At 68.6% G+C, this 18,944-nt stretch carries 18 protein-coding genes; 4 read left to right on the top strand and 14 right to left on the bottom strand.

Features of this window, described 5'->3' with window-relative positions; translation table 11 throughout:
* The first annotated feature begins 56 nt into the window (after positions 1–56).
* The gene (gene cysQ / locus DPR14_RS05945) at positions 57–857 is read left to right on the top strand and encodes a 3'(2'),5'-bisphosphate nucleotidase CysQ (protein WP_158044327.1); all 801 of its coding nucleotides are present in this window, start codon (positions 57–59) and stop codon (positions 855–857) included.
* Between the two features lie 25 nt (positions 858–882).
* Entirely contained in the window at positions 883–1,683 is an 801-nt protein-coding gene (locus DPR14_RS05940; protein WP_158044326.1) for a ferritin-like domain-containing protein, read from the top strand.
* 12 nt (positions 1,684–1,695) lie between these two features.
* On the opposite strand, the gene DPR14_RS28645 is transcribed toward DPR14_RS05940, so the two are convergent.
* The 14 genes from DPR14_RS28645 to DPR14_RS05870 form a co-directional block, all read right to left on the bottom strand.
* The gene (locus DPR14_RS28645) at positions 1,696–2,874 is read right to left on the bottom strand and encodes a PP2C family protein-serine/threonine phosphatase (protein ID WP_158044325.1); all 1,179 of its coding nucleotides are present in this window, start codon (positions 2,872–2,874) and stop codon (positions 1,696–1,698) included.
* The gene (locus DPR14_RS05930) at positions 2,875–4,113 is read right to left on the bottom strand and encodes a response regulator (protein WP_246148896.1); all 1,239 of its coding nucleotides are present in this window, start codon (positions 4,111–4,113) and stop codon (positions 2,875–2,877) included.
* On the bottom strand, positions 4,110–4,829 hold the full coding sequence (locus tag DPR14_RS05925) for an ATP-binding protein (protein ID WP_158044324.1): 720 nt from the start codon (positions 4,827–4,829) through the stop codon (positions 4,110–4,112). Before DPR14_RS05925 ends, DPR14_RS05930 begins: the two co-directional genes overlap by 4 nt.
* A gap of 23 nt (positions 4,830–4,852) precedes the next feature.
* Positions 4,853–5,158, bottom strand: a complete 306-nt coding sequence (locus DPR14_RS05920; protein ID WP_158044323.1) for an STAS domain-containing protein — start codon at positions 5,156–5,158, stop codon at positions 4,853–4,855.
* Between the two features lie 62 nt (positions 5,159–5,220).
* Positions 5,221–6,420 carry a methyl-accepting chemotaxis protein gene (locus tag DPR14_RS05915; RefSeq protein WP_158044322.1) on the bottom strand — a complete coding sequence of 400 codons (1,200 nt, stop codon included), beginning with the start codon at positions 6,418–6,420 and terminating at the stop codon, positions 5,221–5,223.
* 23 nt (positions 6,421–6,443) lie between these two features.
* Positions 6,444–7,493, bottom strand: a complete 1,050-nt coding sequence (locus tag DPR14_RS05910; protein ID WP_343038709.1) for a protein-glutamate methylesterase/protein-glutamine glutaminase — start codon at positions 7,491–7,493, stop codon at positions 6,444–6,446.
* Positions 7,493–8,137 carry a chemotaxis protein gene (locus tag DPR14_RS05905; RefSeq protein ID WP_158044321.1) on the bottom strand — a complete coding sequence of 215 codons (645 nt, stop codon included), beginning with the start codon at positions 8,135–8,137 and terminating at the stop codon, positions 7,493–7,495. Before DPR14_RS05905 ends, DPR14_RS05910 begins: the two co-directional genes overlap by 1 nt.
* A complete protein-coding gene (locus DPR14_RS05900) occupies positions 8,134–8,901 on the bottom strand; it encodes a CheR family methyltransferase (RefSeq protein ID WP_246149305.1) in 768 nt (255 codons plus the stop codon). Before DPR14_RS05900 ends, DPR14_RS05905 begins: the two co-directional genes overlap by 4 nt.
* Before the next feature lie 221 nt (positions 8,902–9,122).
* A complete protein-coding gene (locus DPR14_RS05895) occupies positions 9,123–11,834 on the bottom strand; it encodes a methyl-accepting chemotaxis protein (RefSeq protein ID WP_158044320.1) in 2,712 nt (903 codons plus the stop codon).
* 24 nt (positions 11,835–11,858) lie between these two features.
* On the bottom strand, positions 11,859–12,401 hold the full coding sequence (locus DPR14_RS05890; protein ID WP_158044319.1) for a chemotaxis protein CheW: 543 nt from the start codon (positions 12,399–12,401) through the stop codon (positions 11,859–11,861).
* 9 nt (positions 12,402–12,410) lie between these two features.
* A complete protein-coding gene (locus DPR14_RS05885; RefSeq protein ID WP_246148893.1) occupies positions 12,411–14,552 on the bottom strand; it encodes a chemotaxis protein CheA in 2,142 nt (713 codons plus the stop codon).
* A 7-nt stretch (positions 14,553–14,559) separates the two neighbouring features.
* Positions 14,560–14,925, bottom strand: coding sequence for a response regulator (locus DPR14_RS05880; RefSeq protein ID WP_158044318.1), 366 nt, complete (start codon positions 14,923–14,925; stop codon positions 14,560–14,562).
* Positions 14,922–15,245 carry an STAS domain-containing protein gene (locus DPR14_RS05875; protein ID WP_228421099.1) on the bottom strand — a complete coding sequence of 108 codons (324 nt, stop codon included), beginning with the start codon at positions 15,243–15,245 and terminating at the stop codon, positions 14,922–14,924. The genes DPR14_RS05880 and DPR14_RS05875 overlap by 4 nt, the downstream gene beginning before the upstream one ends.
* 193 nt (positions 15,246–15,438) lie before the next feature.
* A complete protein-coding gene (locus DPR14_RS05870) occupies positions 15,439–15,948 on the bottom strand; it encodes a mismatch-specific DNA-glycosylase (RefSeq protein WP_158044317.1) in 510 nt (169 codons plus the stop codon).
* Between the two features lie 133 nt (positions 15,949–16,081).
* Between DPR14_RS05870 and DPR14_RS05865 the strand changes: the two genes are divergently transcribed.
* Entirely contained in the window at positions 16,082–16,705 is a 624-nt protein-coding gene (locus tag DPR14_RS05865; RefSeq protein ID WP_158044316.1) for a response regulator transcription factor, read from the top strand.
* Positions 16,705–18,846, top strand: coding sequence for a hybrid sensor histidine kinase/response regulator (locus DPR14_RS05860; RefSeq protein ID WP_158044315.1), 2,142 nt, complete (start codon positions 16,705–16,707; stop codon positions 18,844–18,846). Before DPR14_RS05865 ends, DPR14_RS05860 begins: the two co-directional genes overlap by 1 nt.
* The last annotated feature ends 98 nt before the right edge of the window (positions 18,847–18,944 follow it).

Here is an 18,944-nt window from a genome sequence, read left to right as displayed (position 1 = left end):
TCCCCAAGGGTCGCGCGGGGGCGTATGCTCCCCATCTTGTGACCTTTGGGGGACTCATGTCAGATCGTAGGGCGGATCAGAGCCTGGATCACGGCTTTGCCAAGTTGCTTCCGGCCGTGCGCACCATCGCGCGGGAGGCCGGGCAGGTCATACTCCGGTATTACACCGACACCGTGACCGCCCACGTCAAGGCAGACGGCAGTCCGGTCACCGCCGCCGACCACGCCGCCGAATCCGTCATCCTACCGGCCCTGCACCACCTGACCCCGAACATTCCCGTCATCTCGGAGGAGCAGCACGCCGCCGGCAAGTCCCCGCCGGGCGACCACGGCACCTACTGGCTGGTCGATCCGCTGGACGGCACGCGCAGCTTCGTCGAGCACACCGGCGAATTCACCGTGAATATCGGCCTGGTGAAGGACGGCGTTCCGGTCCTGGGCGTCATGTACCTGCCGGTGGACGGCGACCTCTACGCCGCCGCCGGTCCCGGCACCGCCGTCCACTGCGTCCAGGGCCGCAGCGACGTGCCGATCTCCGCCCGCATGATTCCGCCCGACGGGCTGGTGGTGCTGTCCAGCCGCCGGCACGGCGACCGCGAACGGCTCGACAAGTTCCTGGAAGGCAAGCTGGTGAAGGAGCACCGCCACTCCAGCAGCGCGCTGAAGTTCTGCCTGATCGCGCGCGGCGAGGTCGACGTCTATCCCCGCTTCGGCCCGACCTGCGAATGGGACACGGCGGCCGGCCACGCGATCCTACTGGCCGCCGGCGGCTCCATCGAAACGCCCGACGGCAAGCCGCTGGGCTACGGCAAGCCGGACTTTCTGAACGGGGAATTCATCGCCTACGGGCGCCGCTGAGCATCAATCCATAAGTACTCGGGCCATGAGTATCAGGTCTGCCGCCGTCACCGTCCTGACCACCGCCGACCCTGCGGAGAAGGTCCGCCTCTCCCGCCGGTTCGCCGAGGAGTGGCGGACCGGCGCGCTGGCCGGGATCGAGCCGCCTGGCCCGCCGGTCCCGCCCGACCGGCCGGCGCGTCCCGACTATCCGGAGCTTCGCCTGCCGCGCGACATGCCGCCGCGCCGCAAGGCCGGCAGCGTCGCCGGGCGGACCGCGCTGATCCACGCCCTCGCCCATATCGAGCTGAACGCCATCGACCTGTCCTGGGACATCGTCGCCCGCTTCGGCGCCGGCATGCCCAAGGGTTTCACCGACGATTGGGTCCAGGTCGCCGACGACGAGGCGCGGCATTTCGACATGCTGTGCCGCCGACTGGCCGACCTCGGCAGCCGCTACGGCGCCCTGCCCGCCCATGACGGGCTCTGGCAGGCCAGCCGGGACACCGCCCACGACCTCGCCGCCCGCCTCGCCATCGTGCCGCTGGTGCTGGAGGCGCGCGGGCTGGACGTGACCCCCGCCATGATCCGGAACCTGCGCACCGTCGGCGACGACGCCGGCGCCGACGCGCTCCAGATCATCCACGACGACGAGATCACCCATGTGGCCGCCGGCCGGCGCTGGTTCGAGCATGTCTGCGACAAACTGGGCGTCCCGCCGATTCCCACTTGGCAGAACCTCGTCCGCACCCATTTCAAGGGCGGATTGAAGCGTCCCTTCAACGAGGAGAGCCGGGACAAGGCGGGTTTTTCCGCCGCTTTCTACGACCCGATCGCGGACGGATGACGTCCGATGACGTTACGCGCGGCGGGTCAGCACCAGCGCGGTCACGTCGTCGTCGAAATTTCCCAGCGCGGTGAGGGAGCCGAGCAGGCCGGCCAGGAAGCCGGCGTCCTCCTCCTGATGCATGTGACCGCGGACCAGGTCGAGCAGCCCCTCCTCGCCCAGGACGGTATCCTCGGAGGTCCACAACTCGCTGGCGCCATCGCTGTAGAGGAACAGCCGGCCGCCGACCGGCAAGGCCAGGTCGCGGTTCTGGTAGCGGGCCGAGGCCAGGATGCCGACCGGCAATCCGCTGCTGTCGCCGAACTCCGGCGCGGCGTCGCCAGCCTGCCAGACCATCGGCGCCGGCGCCCCGGCGGAAGCATAGTGGAACGTGTTCTCCACCGGATCGACCACGCCGACCAGCATGGTCGCGAACTGGCCGCTGCGCAGAAGCGGACAGACCCGTTCATTCACCTCGCGCAGATGGTCGGCCGGGTCGAAATCGTTCAGGTCCATCTGCCGCAGGATCGCGTGCAATCTGAAAGTGTTGAGCGCCGCGCCGACGCCGTGGCCGGAGAAATCGACCAGCCAGACGATCAGCCGGCCGCGCCCGTCGCGCCGCAGGTCCCAGAAATCGCCGCCCAGTTCCGAGGACGGCTCGAAATGGGCCGCCAGGCTCAGGCCCAGGTCGGCCTTGGTCTCCCGCAGCCGCGACGGGGCCGGCAGCAGCCGTTCCTGCATGCTCCGCGCCAGCGCCAGCTCGCCCTGGCGGCGCCGGCGATAGCCCTGCAGGTCGCGCAGCAGCGCCTGGTTCTCCAGGTGGATGCGGACCCGGGACAGCAGTTCGGTCGCGTTGATCGGCTTGCTGACGAAATCGGTCGCCCCGACCGAGAAGGCGCGGGTCCGGTCTTCCGAGCCCGACAGGCTGCTCTGGACCAGGATCGGCAGGTCCCGGCGGTTGGGATCGGTGCGCAGCCGGCGGCACACCTCGAAGCCGTCCAGCTTCGGCATCATCAGGTCGAGCAGGATCAGGTCGGGCGCGTTCGCCTCGATCTTGGCCAGCGCGTCGATCCCGTCCTCGGCCATCTCCACATGGGGAAAGCCGCCGCGCTGAAGCACGGCGACCAGCAGGTGACGGTTCACCCGGTTGTCGTCGACCACCAGGATCCGGGCGTTCCGGATACTGACGGGCGCAGAGGCCGAACTGCTCATCTACCGCTCCGCCCAGGGGGAGGTACAGGCGTCCTTGGCCAGGAAGACCAGGGTCATGTCCTGCCCAGGCCGGTCGCCGACCGCGCGGGCGAGTGCCGCTACCATGCGGTCATAGGCCTCGTCCAGGCTAGGCGCCTGCAGGGCGGGAACCGCGAGGTCGGCGAGCGCCCGTTCCGCCGCCTTGCCGCCGTCGCCCGGCAGGGCCGTCAGCACGGCATTGTTGTAGAGCAGCAGCATGGCACCCGGCCCGAACGCCAGGGTGCGGGTATGGTAGACGCTCTCGGCGGCATGGCCGACCGGCGCGCCGTCGGCCTCGCCCAGGGTGGCCGCGTCGGCGCCCCGCCGGACCAGGATCGGCCGCTTGGCCGAGGCGGTGGTGTAGGAGAAGGTCCCGGCGATCGGATCGACCACGCCATAGATCATCGCCGCCCGCTCGTCCGACTCGAAAAGCCCGACGGCCCGCGCATTGGCCTCGGTCAGGAAACGGGAGGGATAAGAGGCCAGCGGTGCCAGTTCATGGAGCACGGTATGCATGCGGAATGCGTTCAAGGCCGCCGACACGCCGGTCCCGGTCATGTCGAGCAGGTAGAGCCCGAAGCGTCCTTCCTGCAGCGGAATGACGCCCCAGATGTCGCCGCCCAGTTCGGACGAGACGGCCCGGTGGTGCCGGATGCGCACGCCGCTGTCGCGGCTGATCTGGTCGAAGATCGCGGCGGTCGGCAGCAGATGGCCGTACATCTCCCGCGCCATGGCCAGTTCGTTCTCCAGCCGGGTGCGGTAGAGCTGGAGGTCCTGGATCAGCATCCGGTTCTCCAGATGGATGCGGACACGGGCCAGCAGTTCGTTGCGGTCGATCGGCTTGGTGATCAGGTCGGTGGTGCCGAGCTGGAAGGCCTTGTTGCGGTCCTCGGTGTTGGACAGGGCGGTCTGCACGAGGACGGGCAGATCGGCGAAGCGGTCCTCGGCGCGCAGGCGCCGGCACACCTCGAACCCGTCCAGTCCAGGCATCACGATGTCCAGGATGACCAGGTCGGGCACTTCATGGTCGATCTTGCGCAGCGCGTCGATGCCGTCGACCGCGTGCTCGATCCGGCGGAACCCCGCCTGCCGGAGCATCGCCGTGATCAAGGTGCGGTTGAAGTCGGTGTCGTCCACCACCAGGATCAGGCAATCGAAGATCCCGACCTGCCGAAGCTCGGTCAGCGCCGCCGCGGAGGCCATCTCCATCACGCCGTTCATCGGGCGAACCTCATGCGGACCCGGCGGCCGTCGTCGAGCAGCTCCCACTCGGCCGCCAGGGATTCGATCAGGCCGATGCCCCGCCCGCTCGCCGTCGTAGGCGCCCGAGGTTTCGGCACGAAGCCGGGACCCTGGTCGATCACGTCGATGGTGATCCGAGCATCGTCGATCGACACGGCGATCCCGACCCGCAGGTTCGCCAGCGCCGGGTCGGCCAGCCTCTCGTTGAGGTCGCAGGAGAAGGTGTCCAGCGCCGCCAGCGTTGGGCCGCGCAGGCTCGACACGGTCAGGTTGCCATGGATCACCGCATTGCTGACGGCCTCCTGGAGCGCCAGCTCGATGTCGTAGCACCTCTCCTGCCCCAGCGGCGCCCGCCCGTCGATCACGGCCACCACGGTCTGGGCCACGGGCAGCCGATAGGCGCTGGCCGTGGTCAGGGACAGGAACAGGGTGCAGCCCGCCGCACGCCGAACGCACTCCGCCGCCGTCGGAGCGTCGAGCGAACCGATCTCGATGCAGGCCCCGGCTCCCCGGTCCAGGACCTCGCTCAGGCATGCTTGGTCGAGGCCCGCCGCGAGCACGGCGGCACCGTCGATCCGGGCGGCGTCGGCCGGAAGGCCGCAGACGACGGGGCAGCCGCCGCGATCGACCAGCGCCGCGATCTCCTGGAGGTGCTCGGCTGCCAGTCCGACACCGTAGAGCGTGCTCGCCCCCATGGCCGGCCCACCCGAAATCCGCGTCAGTCCTGGATGTCCACGATCTTGTCCAGCTGGGCCACCGCAAGGACCCGCTTGACCTGCCCCTGCGCTCCGCGGAGGAACAGCTTCTTGTCGACCTGGGCCACCTCCTCGCGCGCGACCAGGATCATGCCGAGGCCGGAGCTGTCCACGAAATCCAGCCCGCCGATCATCATCACCTGACGCTTCGGATGGCTCTGCACCATTTCCTGGATCATGCTGCGGACCTTGCCATGGTCGTTGAAGGTCAGGCGGCCCGAGATGAAGATGCGTGCTTCCAGGTCGTCCAGCTCGATACGGTAATCCATCTCTACACACCGCTCCATGAATGGCAGAATGCGCTGCCGCCGCCGGGCAATCTCACGCTCGATCAGAATAGTTCGACATTGTCGTCGTCCGTGCCGTCCGACAGGCCCGGATCCGCGCCGTCGGCCTCCGGAAAGCCCGTCTCGTGGTCCAGCGCGCCGTGCGCATCCAGCGCCGAACCCGCCAGCAGCATGCGGCGGACGAAGCGCTGGCGAAGCTCGCTCAGGGTCATGCCGGACAGCAGCTGGTCCACCCATTCCTGCGGGAAGTCCATCCCGGTGCCGGCCGGCAGCGCCAAGCGCGTCCTCGCGCCCAGCTCCCCAAGGCCGTTCGACATAACGGTCATGCCGTCGATCACGTGGTCCAGGCGCTGCTTGGCCAGGTCCTGGAACTGCATCCGGGTGATGACCTGGCTGATATGGGCCGAGATCTCGGTCGAGACCCGCGCGGCGTCCTGGAGCACGCTCTGGAAATGCTGGCTCTGCGCGACCAGGCTCATCATCGTCATGTCGATGCGGTCCTTGGCGAGCATCTGCGGCGACAGGTCGGTGTTGGCGATGTCTCGCAGGATCTCGTGGCCGCGCCGAACCCCCACGACGACGGCGCCGACCTTGTCTCGCATGCGGCCGGCGAGGTCCCCGGTCGCCTTGGACAGGTGCCGCACCTCGTTGGCGACCACCGCGAAGGTCCTGCCGGCCTCGCCCGCGCGGCTGGCCTCGATGGTCGCGTTGAGCGCCAGGAAATTGGTCTGGCGGTTGATCGTGTCGATGTCGGCGATGCTCTTCTCGACCTCGCCGACATCCCGGACCACGTCGTCAAGCACATAGACCATCGTCATGGCCTGCTTCGACAGGTTGACGATGTTGTTGACCATCTCGACCAGGATCTGCTGCATCGTCGCGACGACACGGTCGAGCGGAATGGCTTCGCCGTCGATCGTGACGGAGTTGGCGACCGCGATGATGTCCTCGACCCGCTTGGTCTGCTCCTGCGCCGAGGTGGCGAGATCGCGGAACCGCGAGCTGATCTCCAGCGTGCTGGACTCGACCAGGTCGCTTGTCCGCCTCACCTCGGTCGCCAGGGCGTCCAGGCAATGGTTCTGAAGCTCGGAGAAGCCGAGCCAGCGGCCCAGCAGATCGTCGTACCCGGCATCGGCCGGCGGCTCCGCGGCCGGAGCCGGGACCGGAACCGGAGCCGGGCGGACGGCCGCCGGCAGCGCGTCGGAACGGCTGCCGGCGATGCTCTTCAACAATCCGAGCGACATCGGTCAGTCTCCCCCGTCCGTCATCAGGCCGGCCGTGCGGCGGGGGCCACCGCGGCGCGGAGCATCTCGGCCGGGATCTGCCCAAGCGGCATCTCGACGGCGACGCCGCCTCCCAGTTTGGCCATGCGCGGCATGCCGTAGACGACGCAGCTCTGCTCGTTCTCCCCGATCGTCCAGGCGCCGGCGGCACGCATCGCCGCCATCCCGGATGCGCCGTCGCGTCCCATCCCCGACAGGATCACGCCGACCGCGTTGGCGCCCGCCACTTCGGCGACCGAATTGAACAGGACATCGACCGACGGCCGGTGACCGCTGACCGGCGGCCCGTCGACGATCTCGCACAGATAGCCGAAGCCGTCCCGGCGCAACGCCATGTGACGGTCGCCGGGCGCTATCAGCACCTCGCCGGCCGTCACGCGCATGCCGGACTCGGCCATCCTGACGGTCAGCGCGGACTGGCGGTCCAGCCGGGCGGCGAAGCTCGGCACGTAGAAGGCGCCCATGTGCTGGACGATCAGGATCGGCGGCGATCCTTCCGGCAGAACCTCCAGGATGTCACGGATGCGCTCGACCCCGCCGGTCGAGGCGCCCAGCGCGATCAGACGGCCGCCGCCGCTGCGGACCCCGGCCTTGGCACGCGCCGGCTTCGCCCGGGGTGGCCCCAGGCGGACATGGGCCGCCACCTTCAGCTTGCCGACCAGCTCGTCGCGGAAATCCACGAAACGCTCTCCCTCGGCCCCGTTGGGCTTGGCGATGCAGTCGATCGCCCCCAGCTCCAGCGCCCGGACCGTGGCGTCGGCTCCCTCGCGGGTCAGGGTCGAGACCATGACCACCGGCATCGGCCGAAGCGTCATGATCTTCTCCAGGAAGGTGAGCCCGTCCATGCGCGGCATCTCGACGTCCAGCGTCAGGACGTCCGGATTGGCCGACTTGATCATTTCCCGCGCCTCGTAGGGATCGGCGGCATGGCCGACCACCTCGAAGCCCGGCTCGGCGGACAGCGCTTCGGTCAGCATCCGGCGCATCAGCGCGCTGTCGTCCACGATCGCGACCCGGATCGGCTTGCCCATCATCAATCCCCGAACAACTCGATATCGCCTTCGACCGGCTTGGCGCCCAGGTCGGACATGAACCTCATCTCGCTGCGGATGGTGTCCTCCACCGCTTCCTGCCGGATCAGGCGACGCATCACCTTCCCGGTGTTCGGGAAGTAATGGACGCGCCGCGCGAGGGTGCCGCCCAGGTCCTGCGCGGCCAGCGTGAGCCCTTCGGCGGCGATGAAGCCCAGCACGAACTCGGCGTTGCGGCGCCCGATGGGATTGCTGCTGACGATCACCTTGGCGCCGCCGAACACCTTGACCTCCAGCCGGTCGCGCCGGCCGCCCCGCCGCAGGATCTCGTTGATCAGGCGTTCCATGGCGACGCCGCCGTAGCGCGCGGCGGCGTTGACCCCGCCGTCGTTCCCGGCGGGAGCTTCGGGCAGCAGGAAATGGTTCATGCCGCCCAGGCCCAGGACCGGATCGCGGACGCAGGCGGCGATGCAGGAACCGAGGGTGGTGACCAGCATCTCGTCGGGCCGCTGGGAGATCTTGTGCTCGCCGAGCAGGACCTTGACGGCATGGGCCCGAAAGCCCGGATGGAAATAGCCTTCGTTGGGCTCGTCCAGGCTCGGAACACTCCCTCTGCGGTCGTCAAGTGCGCGCGCGGCATGCTTCATGGTATGGCCTGATAGCTGGTCGGCCCCACTTGGCGAAACTGTTCGGAAACGCCGTAGAGACTCTCTGAATGGCCGAGATAGAGATGCCCGTCGACATCCAGGAGTTGATGGAACTTCCCTATCACTTCAGTCCTACCATGCCTGTCAAAATAGATAAGCACGTTGCGGCAGAAGATCGCATCGAAGGGTCCGCGCATAGGCCAGTCTTCAAGCAGGTTCAGCGGCTTGAAGGTGATCAATCGGCGCAGGCTTTCGCCCATGGATAGAACCCGGCGGGTTCCCTGCTGCTGCTCCGCGGTGTGGCGCGAACGGATCGCCGCGGGGATGGCGGTTGCCGCGTCCGCGGCGTAAAGCCCCCGGCGCGCGGTCTCGACCATGTGGGTGTCGATGTCGGTCGCCAGGATGCGGACATCCCAGCGGTGAAGGTCGGGCACCGCCGAGGCCACGGTCATCGCGATCGTGTAGGGCTCCTCCCCCGAGGAGCAGCCCGCCGACCAGATCCGCAGGCGCGGCTTGGCGGCGCCGGCCTGCCGTTCCTGGATCCGGGGCAGCACGACCGCGGCCAGGTGCTCGAAATGGTGGGACTCCCTATAGAAGCGGGTGAGGTTGGTGGTCAGGGCGTTGACCAGCAGGCCGATCTCGCTTTCCCCCGACTCGGACGACAGGAAGGCGCAGTAGGCGTCGAAGTCCGCCATGCCCAGGTCCCGCAGCCGCCGGGCAAGGCGGGAATAGACCATCTCGACCTTGTGGGGAGCGAGATGGATGCCCGTGAGCTGCTGGAGCAGCGCCGCGATATGGTCGAAATGCCCCGGGTGAAATGGAATTCGCGCTCGCCGGTGGTCCGGGACAGGCTGCCCTCCCGTCCCCGGCTGCCCGGTGCGCTCCGGTGCGCCGCGTCAGTCATTCGATCCCTCCCGCGCGGGGCGTGTCGCCAGATGTCATGAAAGGTCATGAAACGTCATGAGCCGGGGCCGTGGCGCCCCGCTCAGAACTCCTTCCAGTCGGGATCGTCGTTGGTCTCGACCCGGCGCAGGGTGGTCGGATGCTGAGCGACCCGCTTGGCCTCGGCGGGGCGGCCGGCCGGACGGGGAGCGGGCCGCGCACCGGCCGCGGCCTTGCGCATCGGCACCGGCGCGGGCCGCGCCGGAAGCTCGCCGGCAGGAGACAAGGCGCCGGTGACGCTGAAGAACGAGATCAGCGAGCCGAGATCATGGGCCTGCCCCTCCATCGAGCGCGCCGCGGCCGAACTCTGCTCGACCAGGGCCGCGTTCTTCTGGGTCATCTCGTCCATCTGGGCTACGGCGCCGTTGATCTCGTCCAGCCCGTTGGCCTGCTCGGCGGTCGCGCGGGCGATCTCCGCGACCAGGTCGGCGACCCGGCTGACGCCCGCCACGATGTCCGACAGCGCTCCGCCGGCCGCGCCGACCAGATCGACGCCATCGCGCACCTGGGTATTGCTGTCGATGATCAGCGCCTTGATCTCCTTGGACGCCTGGGCCGAGCGCTGGGCCAGCGTCCTGACCTCCTGCGCCACGACGGCGAAGCCGCGCCCGGCATCGCCCGCCCGGGCGGCCTCGACCGCCGCGTTCAGGGCCAGCAGGTTGGTCTGGAAGGCGATCTCGTCGATCACGCCGATGATGTCGCTGATCTTCTGGCTGGAACTCTCGATCCGACGCATCGCGTCCACCGCGTCGCCGGCGACCTTGCCGCCACGGTCGGCGGCGGTGCGGGCGGTCGAGGCGACCTCGTTGACCTGCTTGGCATTGTCGGCGTTGCTGCGTACCGTCGCGGCCAGCTGCTCCATGCTCGCCGCCGTCTCCTCCAGGCTGGACGCCTGCTGCTCGGTCCGCTCCGACAGGTCGAGGCTGCCCGCCGAAACCTCCCGCGCCGCTTCGGAGATCGCGGCGGTCGACTGGCTGATCCGGCCGACGATGTCGGACAGCTTCTCGGCGGTGGAGTTGAAGTCGCTCTTGAGGCGCTGGAAGACGCCTTCGTAGTCCTTCTCGATCCGCCGGGTCAGGTCGCCGTGGGACAGGGACTGGAGGACGGCGGCCAGGTCCTCGGCGACCGCGCAGACATTCTCCGCCAGATCGTTGATGCCCTCGCTGACCGTCAGGAAGAAGCCGCTCTTGCCGGCCAGCTCGATCCGGGCGGAGAAGTCGCCCCTCACCGCGCCGGACACGATGCTGCCGATCTCCTCCTCGACCTGGAGTTCCTCGGTCAGGTCGCGCCATTCGATGATGGTGCCGAGCCGTTCCCCGCCATGGCCGAACACCGGATGGGCGATGACCTGGAAGGTATGGCTGCCGGCCTTGGCGATGCCCTTGTGGCTGGCGGTCAACCCGCTCAGCAGCCGGCGCTGGTGCGACGGATCGCGATGGAAAACGTCGATGTTCGTCCCGATCAGGGACTTCGAATCGAAAGCCGGAAGGCTTTTGCGCAGGTCGGCCTCGCACGCGCCGAACATGCCCATGATCGCCCGGTTGCAGTAGACGATCTTGCCGTCCGCGTCGGACATCATGATGTTGGCGCTGACGTTGTCGAGACCGATCCGGGTCCGCACCGCCGCCACCGCGACGGTCTTGAACGCATCCACGGCGCGCGCCATGTCGCCCAGTTCGTCACGGTCGGCGGTGCCGGGAACCGTGACCGCGAGGTCGCCGTCGGTCAGGTCGGCCATCACCTTGCGGAGCGCGTTGACCGGGTTGATGATGCTGCGCGAAATCAGGTGGGAGGCGATGATGCCGATCAGGACCGAGATCACGCCGATGACGACGGTGATGGTCAGGGCGGTATTGATCTGGGCCGCCGCCATGGCCTCGATTTCGGCCTGGCTGCGTTCGGCCGAGGCGACGATCTCCTGCGCCTTCGCCGAGGTCGCGGTCCCGGCATTGAGCAGGACGTCGTCCCGCAGCCGCAGGATTTCCACGTTGCTCGCGAGGATCTCGTTGAAATCGGCTTCGAACTGCCGGACGCCGTCGCCCAGCGCGACCCTGGCCTCCTGTAGCCCGGGGTCCTTCAGCACGGCTTCGAGCTCACCCAGGTGCTGCCGCATCTGGGCCATGTTGTCGTTGAACTCGCGCCTGGCAGCCTGATCCCCATTGGCGAGGAACCGGTCCACCACCAGCCGGGCGATCAGCCAATGCTCCTCCGACTCGCTTGCGGCGAATGACGCGGAGAGATTGCCCGCCGCCGCGGATGAATTCTTGATCTCGGTGAAATAGGCCAGGATACGGGTGGCCAGGGGCTCCATCCGCTCGCGCAGCACGCCGTCCTGCCGCGTCCGCAGCTCGACCAGTTTCTCGAAGTTGACCAGATAGCTCGCGGCGAGCCTCTCGATGTCGGAGACGAGCCGCAGGCGCGTCGGGTCCTCGACCTCGAGCCGGGTTGCCGCGATGTTGCCGACGAGGACGGCGTGCAGGCTGCGCACCTCCGGCGGAAGCCTCTGGTCGCCGCTGTACGCGAAGTTGCGGGCCGCGATCCGCATGCCGGCCATTTCGGATTCGATTCCCTTCGCCAGCTTCGCATCATGCGCCGCGTCGCCCAGCAGGCGGATCCCGGACTGAATGGACAGCAGGCTGTACCCGCCATAGCCGAAACCGGCGACCAGGAGGACGACCAGCAGGCCGAACGCAAGCCACAGGCGCTTGTTGATGCCGAGCCGAGCCAGGACGGAACTTTGAGTGGTGACGGACATTGTAAAATCCCTTTGGGGCTCTGCTCAGGCCTGCGCCTGGCGCGGGATCTGGATGTGGTGGGAAGAGAGTTCCTCGACGGCGTCGCCGGCGAACAGGCGGGTCACGTCCAGCAGGGTCACCATGCGGTTCTCCGCCGTGACCAGCCCGCTGAGGTACTGCTGGTCGATCAGCCCGCTGTCGATATCCGGCGGCGGCTTGACCGCGTCGTGGGCGACGGTGAGGATGTCGGAGATCGCATCGACCAGGATGCCCCGGGTGCGCTCGCCGACCTGCAGGACCACGACCACGTGACGCTTGGTCACCTCCGTCTGCCCACCGCCGAAGCGGGCGCGCAGGTCGAAAATCGGGATGATGATGCCGCGCAGGTTGCCCACGCCGCGCACATAGTCGGGCATGTTGGGAAGCTTGGTCTCCGGCGTCCAGCCGCGGATCTCGCGCACCGACAGTATGTTGACGCCGTACTCCTCCGTCCCGACGGTGAAGGTGACGTACTGTTCCTCGGCCGGGACCGGTCCGGCCTGACCTCGCGGAACGGCCGGCAGGGCGGCCGAAGGGACTGTTGCCATCTTTATATCCTAGGCGGCGGGCAACGCTGCGGCGGGGACCGCGCGGGTATGGGTGTGGCGGCTCATGCTCTGAAGGCCGGCGACGTCGAGGATCAGGGCTACGCGCCCGTCGCCCAGGATGGTGGCGGCGGAGACGCCGTCCAGCCGCTGGAAGTTGCTTTCCAGGCTCTTGATGACGACCTGCTGCTGGCCGAGCACCTCGTCCACCACCAAGCCGAGGCGCCCGCCCTCCTCCGTCTCGACCAGGACGACCAGCCCCCGCGTCGGGTCGCCGATCGCGCCGTCGATGCGGAACAGGCGGTCGACATAGACCAGCCGCACATACTCGCCGCGCGCCATGATGACGTCGCACTGGTTGGCGACGCTTTGCAGGTCGGATTTGCGCGGCCGCAGGCTTTCGATGATGTTGGTCAGGGGCAGGACGAAGCGTTGCTCGCCGACCGAGATGACCATCCCGTCCAGCACGGCCAGGGTGAGCGGAAGCGACAGCACGAAGCGCGTGCCGACGCCGGGCGTAGAATGGACGCCGATCCGCCCGCCGAGGCTGGCGATGTTGCGCCGGACGACGTCCATGCCGACGCCCCGGCCCGAAATGGCCGAGACGGCGTCCGCGGTGGAGAATCCGGGCAGGAAGATGAGGTTGTCGATCTCCTCGTCCGACAGGCCGGCTCCGGCGGGAACGAGGCCCTGCTCGACCGCCTTCTGGAGCACCCGCTGCCGGTTGATGCCCCGCCCGTCGTCGGCCACCTCGATCACGATCCGGCCGGAGCGGTGCTGGGCGGAGAGGTGGACGGTCCCGCTGCGCGGCTTGCCGACGGTCTCCCGCTCGTCCGGCGTCTCCAGGCCATGGTCTATCGAGTTGCGGATCATGTGGGTCAGCGGGTCGACCAGGTTCTCGACCACGGTCTTGTCGACCTCGGTGGTCTCCCCCGAGGTGGCGAGCATGACTTCCTTGCCGGTCTGGGCGGCGACCTCGCGGACCAGCCGGGGCATGCGGGAGAAGACGGACCGGACCTGCTGCGCCCGGATCGCCATCACGCTCTCCTGAAGCTCGCGGGTATGGCGGCTCAGCTCCTCCAGCCCTTCGACCAGCTGCTGGAGCGTGCCGGGCGGCACGTCGCGGAGCTGCTCGCTGATCATCGCCTGGGTGATGACCATCTCGCCGACCAGGTTGACCAGCCTGTCCACCTTGTCCAGGTCGACGCGGATGGTGTGCCCGCCCAGGCCGCCGCCGCCGCCGCCGCCGCCGAAGGTACCGGAACCGGCGCCGCCCTCCGGCCGGGCCGGTGCGGCCTGGGCGCCTTCCACCGCGCCGGCCTCGTAGACGGTCAGCTGTCCGGGCGGGACATAGGGCAGGTTCTCCGCGAACAGGCCGAACGCCTCCTCCTCCCCGCCGTCGGCGGGCCCGGTGGTCTCGGCGATATCCACCTGGCAGTCGTCCACGACGAACTCGAAGACGTCGCGGATCGCGGCCTCGTCGGTGGTGCCGGTCAGGGCGATCTGCCAGAACAGGTAAAGGCTCTCCCCGTCCAGCTCGAAGAGCGGCGGGACCCGCCCCATGTCGCAGACCACCTCGGCCTGGCCGAGCCGCTTGAGCGCCCTGAGCAGGAAGGCGGGCTCGTTGCCGCTGAGCAGCAGGTCGCTCTTGGGCATGAAATAGATGACGAAGCTGCGCAGGGCCCCGGCCGGCGGCGCCTTGCGCGCGGCGGGCGGACGGGGCGCCGCTGCCGGCGCGGCGGAACCGGAGGCGTCCTTCCGGAGAAACCGCTTGAGATCCGAGGCGGATGCGTCGGCCAGCCCGGCCGGAACCGGCAGCCCGTCGCGGGCGCAGGTCAGCAATCGGGCCATGACGTCATTGGCCTGGATCAGGACGTCCACCAATTCGGTCGTGACGCCGATCTGCTGGGACCGCAGGCGGTCCATGACCGCCTCGAACTCGTGGGTGAAGGCGACCAGCTGGGAGAAGCCGAAGGTGCCGCCGCCGCCCTTGATCGAGTGGACGGCGCGGAACACGGCGTTGATCTCGTCCAGGTCGATGTTCTGCGGCGAGAGGCGCAGCAGCCCCGCTTCGGCGACGGCGAGGAGTTCGGCGCATTCGTCGAAATAGGTCGCCTTGAAGCGGTCGAGGTCGTCCAGATGTGCGCCGGCCATGGCGGTTTCAGCCCATGACCTTTTGCACGACCTGGATCAGTTTCTCCGGATTGAACGGCTTGACGATCCACCCCGTCGCCCCGGCGGCCCGCCCCTCCTGCTTCTTGGCGTCGTCCGATTCCGTCGTCAGCATCAGGATCGGCACGGTGCGGTGCCCGCCGCTGGCCCTGACCTTCCGGATCAGGCTTATGCCATCCATGTTGGGCATGTTCAGGTCGGCCAGGATCAGGTCGACCTTGTGGCTCGCCAGCATCACGAGCGCCTGCTGTCCGTCGATGGCCTCGACGACGTCGAACCCGGCACCGCGCAAGGTGAACGAGACCATCTCGCGCATTGTCCGCGAGTCGTCGACGGTCAGCACTTTCTTCTTCATTTCAGGCTCCACTCCTTAAGCCAACCGGCCAAGCCGAGGTCCCCGCACACATCGGTCAGGACATCGGACGGCGCGGCGATCGCGAAGCGCTGTCCGGTTCCCTCCGCATGCCGCGTCGCCGCCACCAGCGCCTGCACGGCGGCCGTGCTTGCCCGTTCCACCGTCGCGGCGATCACGACGATGTCCGAGTATTCGCTGAAAGCTGCCCGCAGGCTCTCCACCAGGGACGCGGCGACCGGCAGGTCGAGGTCGTCCGGCAGGCTCAGAGTGGCCTTGCCGGCCTCGTCCTCGGAATGAATCAGGGGCAATAAATCGGCCACGTCCCATCTACCCCCGCGGCCCGGTCAGGCCGACCGGCCAATGCATTTCGCTTCAAACAAGTGAAACTTCCGGGTGCAAAGGACTGTCCCGTTGCCTGTCTGTTACCAGAACCGCGGGCACAGGTCCATCGTCAAATAATACTAAAGAGGTAATACGCAGGCCATAGCGACGCCCCGCCGCGCTTTCGCGCGCTCAGGAACCGCGGGCGGCGCGACGCCGGGCCACGAACTCGCCCAACTCCTGCCAGGGCGCCGTATCCCAGTGGCTGCGCGCGCGGCCCGACGGCGACGGCACGATGAAGATCGCGGCGCCGAACAGGGTCTCCTCCTGAAGGCCGTACCGGACGGCCGCGCGCCGGAAGAAGGTCTTGCCGGCGTTCTTGCTGTCGAAGGCGACCGCGGCCGGCCTGTGGCGGTCGATCTTGGCGATGAAGCCGGAGACGTCGAAACAGTGTTTCGTCAGCTCCTGGTCGCTGCCCCATTCGGTTTTGCACAGGTCGGTCAGTCCCAGCCCGAACCGGATCACCTCTCCATATTCATGGGGCTTCAGCAGGCGGGGCGTCAGGCCGACGAGGTGCAGCGTCGGCCAGAACCGGTTTCCCGGCTTGGCGTAATAGGCGGCAGCCTCCTTGGAGGCGCGGCTGGGCGCCGTGCCGCACAGCACGAGGTCGAGGCCCGGGGCGAGGACGTCCGGAAGAATCATGGCGACCCTTTCCGCCCTTCCGCCGGCCAGCGGACCACCCCGAACTTTCGTATAGGTATCAAGGCGCCTGGGTAAGGTTTGACTAACTTTTTATGATATAGCTGAAGCAACTCGTACCTCGGGATTGCTTAGCATGCGTATTCTGCTCGCCGACGACCACAACATGGTTCGGGATGCGCTGAAAAGCTATATCGAACGCTTGGAGCCCGATGCCGAGATCGTGTCGGCCGACAGCTTCACCACGGCCTACAAGGCGGTCGACGAAGCCGGCGACTTCGCATTGGTCATCCTCGACCTGAGGATGCCCGGCATGGACGGCCTGGACGGACTGCGCAGGATGCGCGAACGGCTTCCCGACGTTCCCGTGGTGATCATGTCCGGCGGCGCCAGCCACGAGGACGTGCGGACCGCGATCGACCTGGGCGCGCAGGGCTTCCTGCCCAAGACGCTGACCGGCCCCGCGCTGGTCTCGGCGATCCGCCTGATCATGGCGGGGGAAAAGTTCGTCCCCTTCGGCGCGGTGGACGCCCCGGCCTATGAGGCCGCCGAGGCGGACGGCCACGCCCTGCTGACCCAGCGCGAGCGGGAGGTCCTCCAATACCTGGAGAAGGGCTGGTCCAACAAGGAGATCGCCCGGGCCCTGGAGCTTCAGGAAGTCACCATCAAGCTGCATATCCGCGGCATCTGCCGCAAGCTGGGCGCCAAGAACCGGACCCAGGCCGCGCTGCGGGCGCAGGAGGCGCGCCGGCTGCAGTGATGACCCGGCGCGCGGATCACCCCGGCGCGGGGCTGGGACAGCCCCGGGCATCGTGGCCGGCCCTGGCCACCTGCGCGGTCCTGGCGTCGGCGATGGCCGGCCTGACGCTGACCGGCATCGCCGACCGGCCGACGCTGGAAGGCATGGCGATCGGCCTGGGCATCGGCGCGGCGGCGGTTCTCGCCCTTTGGCGCAGGGCGCGGAATGCCGAGCGCCGCGGCGAAGCCGCCCGGCAGGCGGAGGCGTCCGCCGTCGCCTCCCTGATGCGGCTGCGGGAAGCGATCGATTCGGCGCCGGGGGGCTTCATGCTGCTGGATGCCGGCGGCGCGGTGGTGTTCGGGAACGGGGATTATCTCCGCGTGCGCGGCGAGCTTGCGCCGGCGCCGTCCCGCGAAGCGGCTCCCCACGGCGCGCCGTGGGAGGAGACCCTGGGCGACGGCCGGGTGCTCCTGATCGATCGCCGCCGCACGGCGGGGGGAGACACCGTCAGCGTCTTCACCGACATCACGGCCCAGAAGCAGGCCGAGCACCTGCTGCGGCACCGGCTGACGGCGCTGGAGGCGTCGGCCGACGGCGTCGCGATCCTCGACCAGGCGGGCACCTTCACCTACCTGAACGACAGCCACGCCCGCATGCACGGCTTCTACGACACCCGCGACCTGCTGGGACGGAGCTGGCTGTCGCTCTACGCCGCCGCCGAGCGGGTCCACCTGCAGTCCGACGCGCTGCCCCGCCTGATCGAGGAGGGGCGCTGGCGCGGGGAGGTGACCGGCCGCCGCAGCGACGGCAGCACCTTCGCCCAGGACCTGACGCTGACCGCGCTCGACGACGGCGGCATGGTCTACATCGTGCGCGACATCAGCGAACGCCGGCGCGCCGAGGAAGAGCGCGCCCGCCTGACCGAGCAGTTCCACCAGGCCCAGAAGCTGGAGGCGATCGGCCGGCTGGCCGGCGGCATCGCCCACGACTTCAACAACATCCTGGCCGCCATGATGGGCTACGCCTCGTTCCTGGTCGAGGACCTCGACCCGGCCGCGCCGGAGCACGAATTCGCCGTGCAACTCATGGTCGCGGGCGAGCGCGCCAAGCGGCTGGTCCAGCAGATCCTGGCCTTCAGCCGGTCCGAGGGCGTGGAGCGCGAGACCGTCAACATGATCGCGGTGCTGGACGAGACGGTCGCCCTGCTGCGCGCGACATTGCCCAAGTCGATCAACCTGACCTGCCGCGTCGATGCGACCTCGGCGCTGGTCCACGCCAACCCGACCCAGATGAGCCAGGTCCTGATGAACCTGTGCGTCAACGCGGCCGACGCGATCGGCACCGGGCCGGGCGAACTGGCGCTGGAGATCGACATGCCGACGCTGGACGGCGGCTGCGCGGAGGGGCTGCGCGAGGACCTGGACCTGCGCGGCGACCTGATACCGGCCCGGATCGGCCCCGGCGACCGTCCCGGTTCGACCCGCATGTGGATCGGCGTGCTGCCGATCAACCGGGAACATCCGGTCCGCTACGTGCGGCTGACCGTTTCCGACAGCGGGTCCGGGATGCCGGTCGAGGTGATGGGCCGCATGCTGGAGCCGTTCTTCACCACCAAGGGGGTCGGCAAGGGCACCGGGCTCGGGCTGGCCGCCGTCCACGGCATCGTCAGCGCCCATCGCGGCGCGATGATGGTCGAGAGCAAGCCCGGCGAGGGCACGCGCTTCCAGGTCTATCTGCCGACCCTTGAGGGCGCCGTGGTCGAGCAGGCCCACTGGGCGGCCAGCGCGCCGCGCGGCAGCGAGCGCATCCTGATCGTCGACGACGAGGACATGGTGTCCAGCGTGATCGCCCAGGGCCTCGAACGGCTCGGCTACGAGGTGGGCTGCTGCATCAGCGCGGAGGAGGCGCTGTCCGTGATCCGGGAGGAGCCCGGCGCCTGGGACCTTGTGATTTCCGATCAGATGATGCCGGGCATGTCGGGCCAGGATCTGGCGGCCCGGCTGGCGGAGGATTTCCCCCGGCTGCCGGTGATCCTGTGCAGCGGCTATGGCGATCCGGTCACCGAGCTGGGCCTGGACCCGGAGATCGGGCAGATCCTGATCAAGCCGGTCGAAGCCGGGATCCTGGCGCAAACGGTGCGCCGTATGCTGGACCAGCGCTGACCGGACGCTTGCCATCGGCGCGCCGATCCCCGACTTTCCCGTCCGTGGCCTGTTGAACCAGGACTGCTTTACAAGCCGGCACGGCTAATCAGGGAAGA

Origin of the sequence: Skermanella pratensis, assembly GCF_008843145.1 — a bacterium.
GTDB classification, from domain to species: domain Bacteria; phylum Pseudomonadota; class Alphaproteobacteria; order Azospirillales; family Azospirillaceae; genus Skermanella; species Skermanella pratensis.
This window is presented reverse-complemented; position numbering and strand designations above follow the sequence as displayed.

Bases quoted from the DNA above. Each gene is read 5' to 3' on its own strand.
- cysQ (WP_158044327.1), top strand. From the start codon at position 57: ATGTCAGATCGTAGGGCGGATCAGAGCCTGGATCACGGCTTTGCCAAG.
- DPR14_RS05940 (WP_158044326.1), top strand. From the start codon at position 883: ATGAGTATCAGGTCTGCCGCCGTCACCGTCCTGACCACCGCCGACCCT.
- DPR14_RS28645 (WP_158044325.1), bottom strand. From the start codon at position 2,874: ATGAGCAGTTCGGCCTCTGCGCCCGTCAGTATCCGGAACGCCCGGATC.
- DPR14_RS05930 (WP_246148896.1), bottom strand. From the start codon at position 4,113: ATGAACGGCGTGATGGAGATGGCCTCCGCGGCGGCGCTGACCGAGCTT.
- DPR14_RS05925 (WP_158044324.1), bottom strand. From the start codon at position 4,829: ATGGGGGCGAGCACGCTCTACGGTGTCGGACTGGCAGCCGAGCACCTC.
- DPR14_RS05920 (WP_158044323.1), bottom strand. From the start codon at position 5,158: ATGGATTACCGTATCGAGCTGGACGACCTGGAAGCACGCATCTTCATC.
- DPR14_RS05915 (WP_158044322.1), bottom strand. From the start codon at position 6,420: ATGTCGCTCGGATTGTTGAAGAGCATCGCCGGCAGCCGTTCCGACGCG.
- DPR14_RS05910 (WP_343038709.1), bottom strand. From the start codon at position 7,493: ATGATGGGCAAGCCGATCCGGGTCGCGATCGTGGACGACAGCGCGCTG.
- DPR14_RS05905 (WP_158044321.1), bottom strand. From the start codon at position 8,137: ATGAAGCATGCCGCGCGCGCACTTGACGACCGCAGAGGGAGTGTTCCG.
- DPR14_RS05895 (WP_158044320.1), bottom strand. From the start codon at position 11,834: ATGTCCGTCACCACTCAAAGTTCCGTCCTGGCTCGGCTCGGCATCAAC.
- DPR14_RS05890 (WP_158044319.1), bottom strand. From the start codon at position 12,401: ATGGCAACAGTCCCTTCGGCCGCCCTGCCGGCCGTTCCGCGAGGTCAG.
- DPR14_RS05885 (WP_246148893.1), bottom strand. From the start codon at position 14,552: ATGGCCGGCGCACATCTGGACGACCTCGACCGCTTCAAGGCGACCTAT.
- DPR14_RS05880 (WP_158044318.1), bottom strand. From the start codon at position 14,925: ATGAAGAAGAAAGTGCTGACCGTCGACGACTCGCGGACAATGCGCGAG.
- DPR14_RS05870 (WP_158044317.1), bottom strand. From the start codon at position 15,948: ATGATTCTTCCGGACGTCCTCGCCCCGGGCCTCGACCTCGTGCTGTGC.
- DPR14_RS05865 (WP_158044316.1), top strand. From the start codon at position 16,082: ATGCGTATTCTGCTCGCCGACGACCACAACATGGTTCGGGATGCGCTG.
- DPR14_RS05860 (WP_158044315.1), top strand. From the start codon at position 16,705: ATGACCCGGCGCGCGGATCACCCCGGCGCGGGGCTGGGACAGCCCCGG.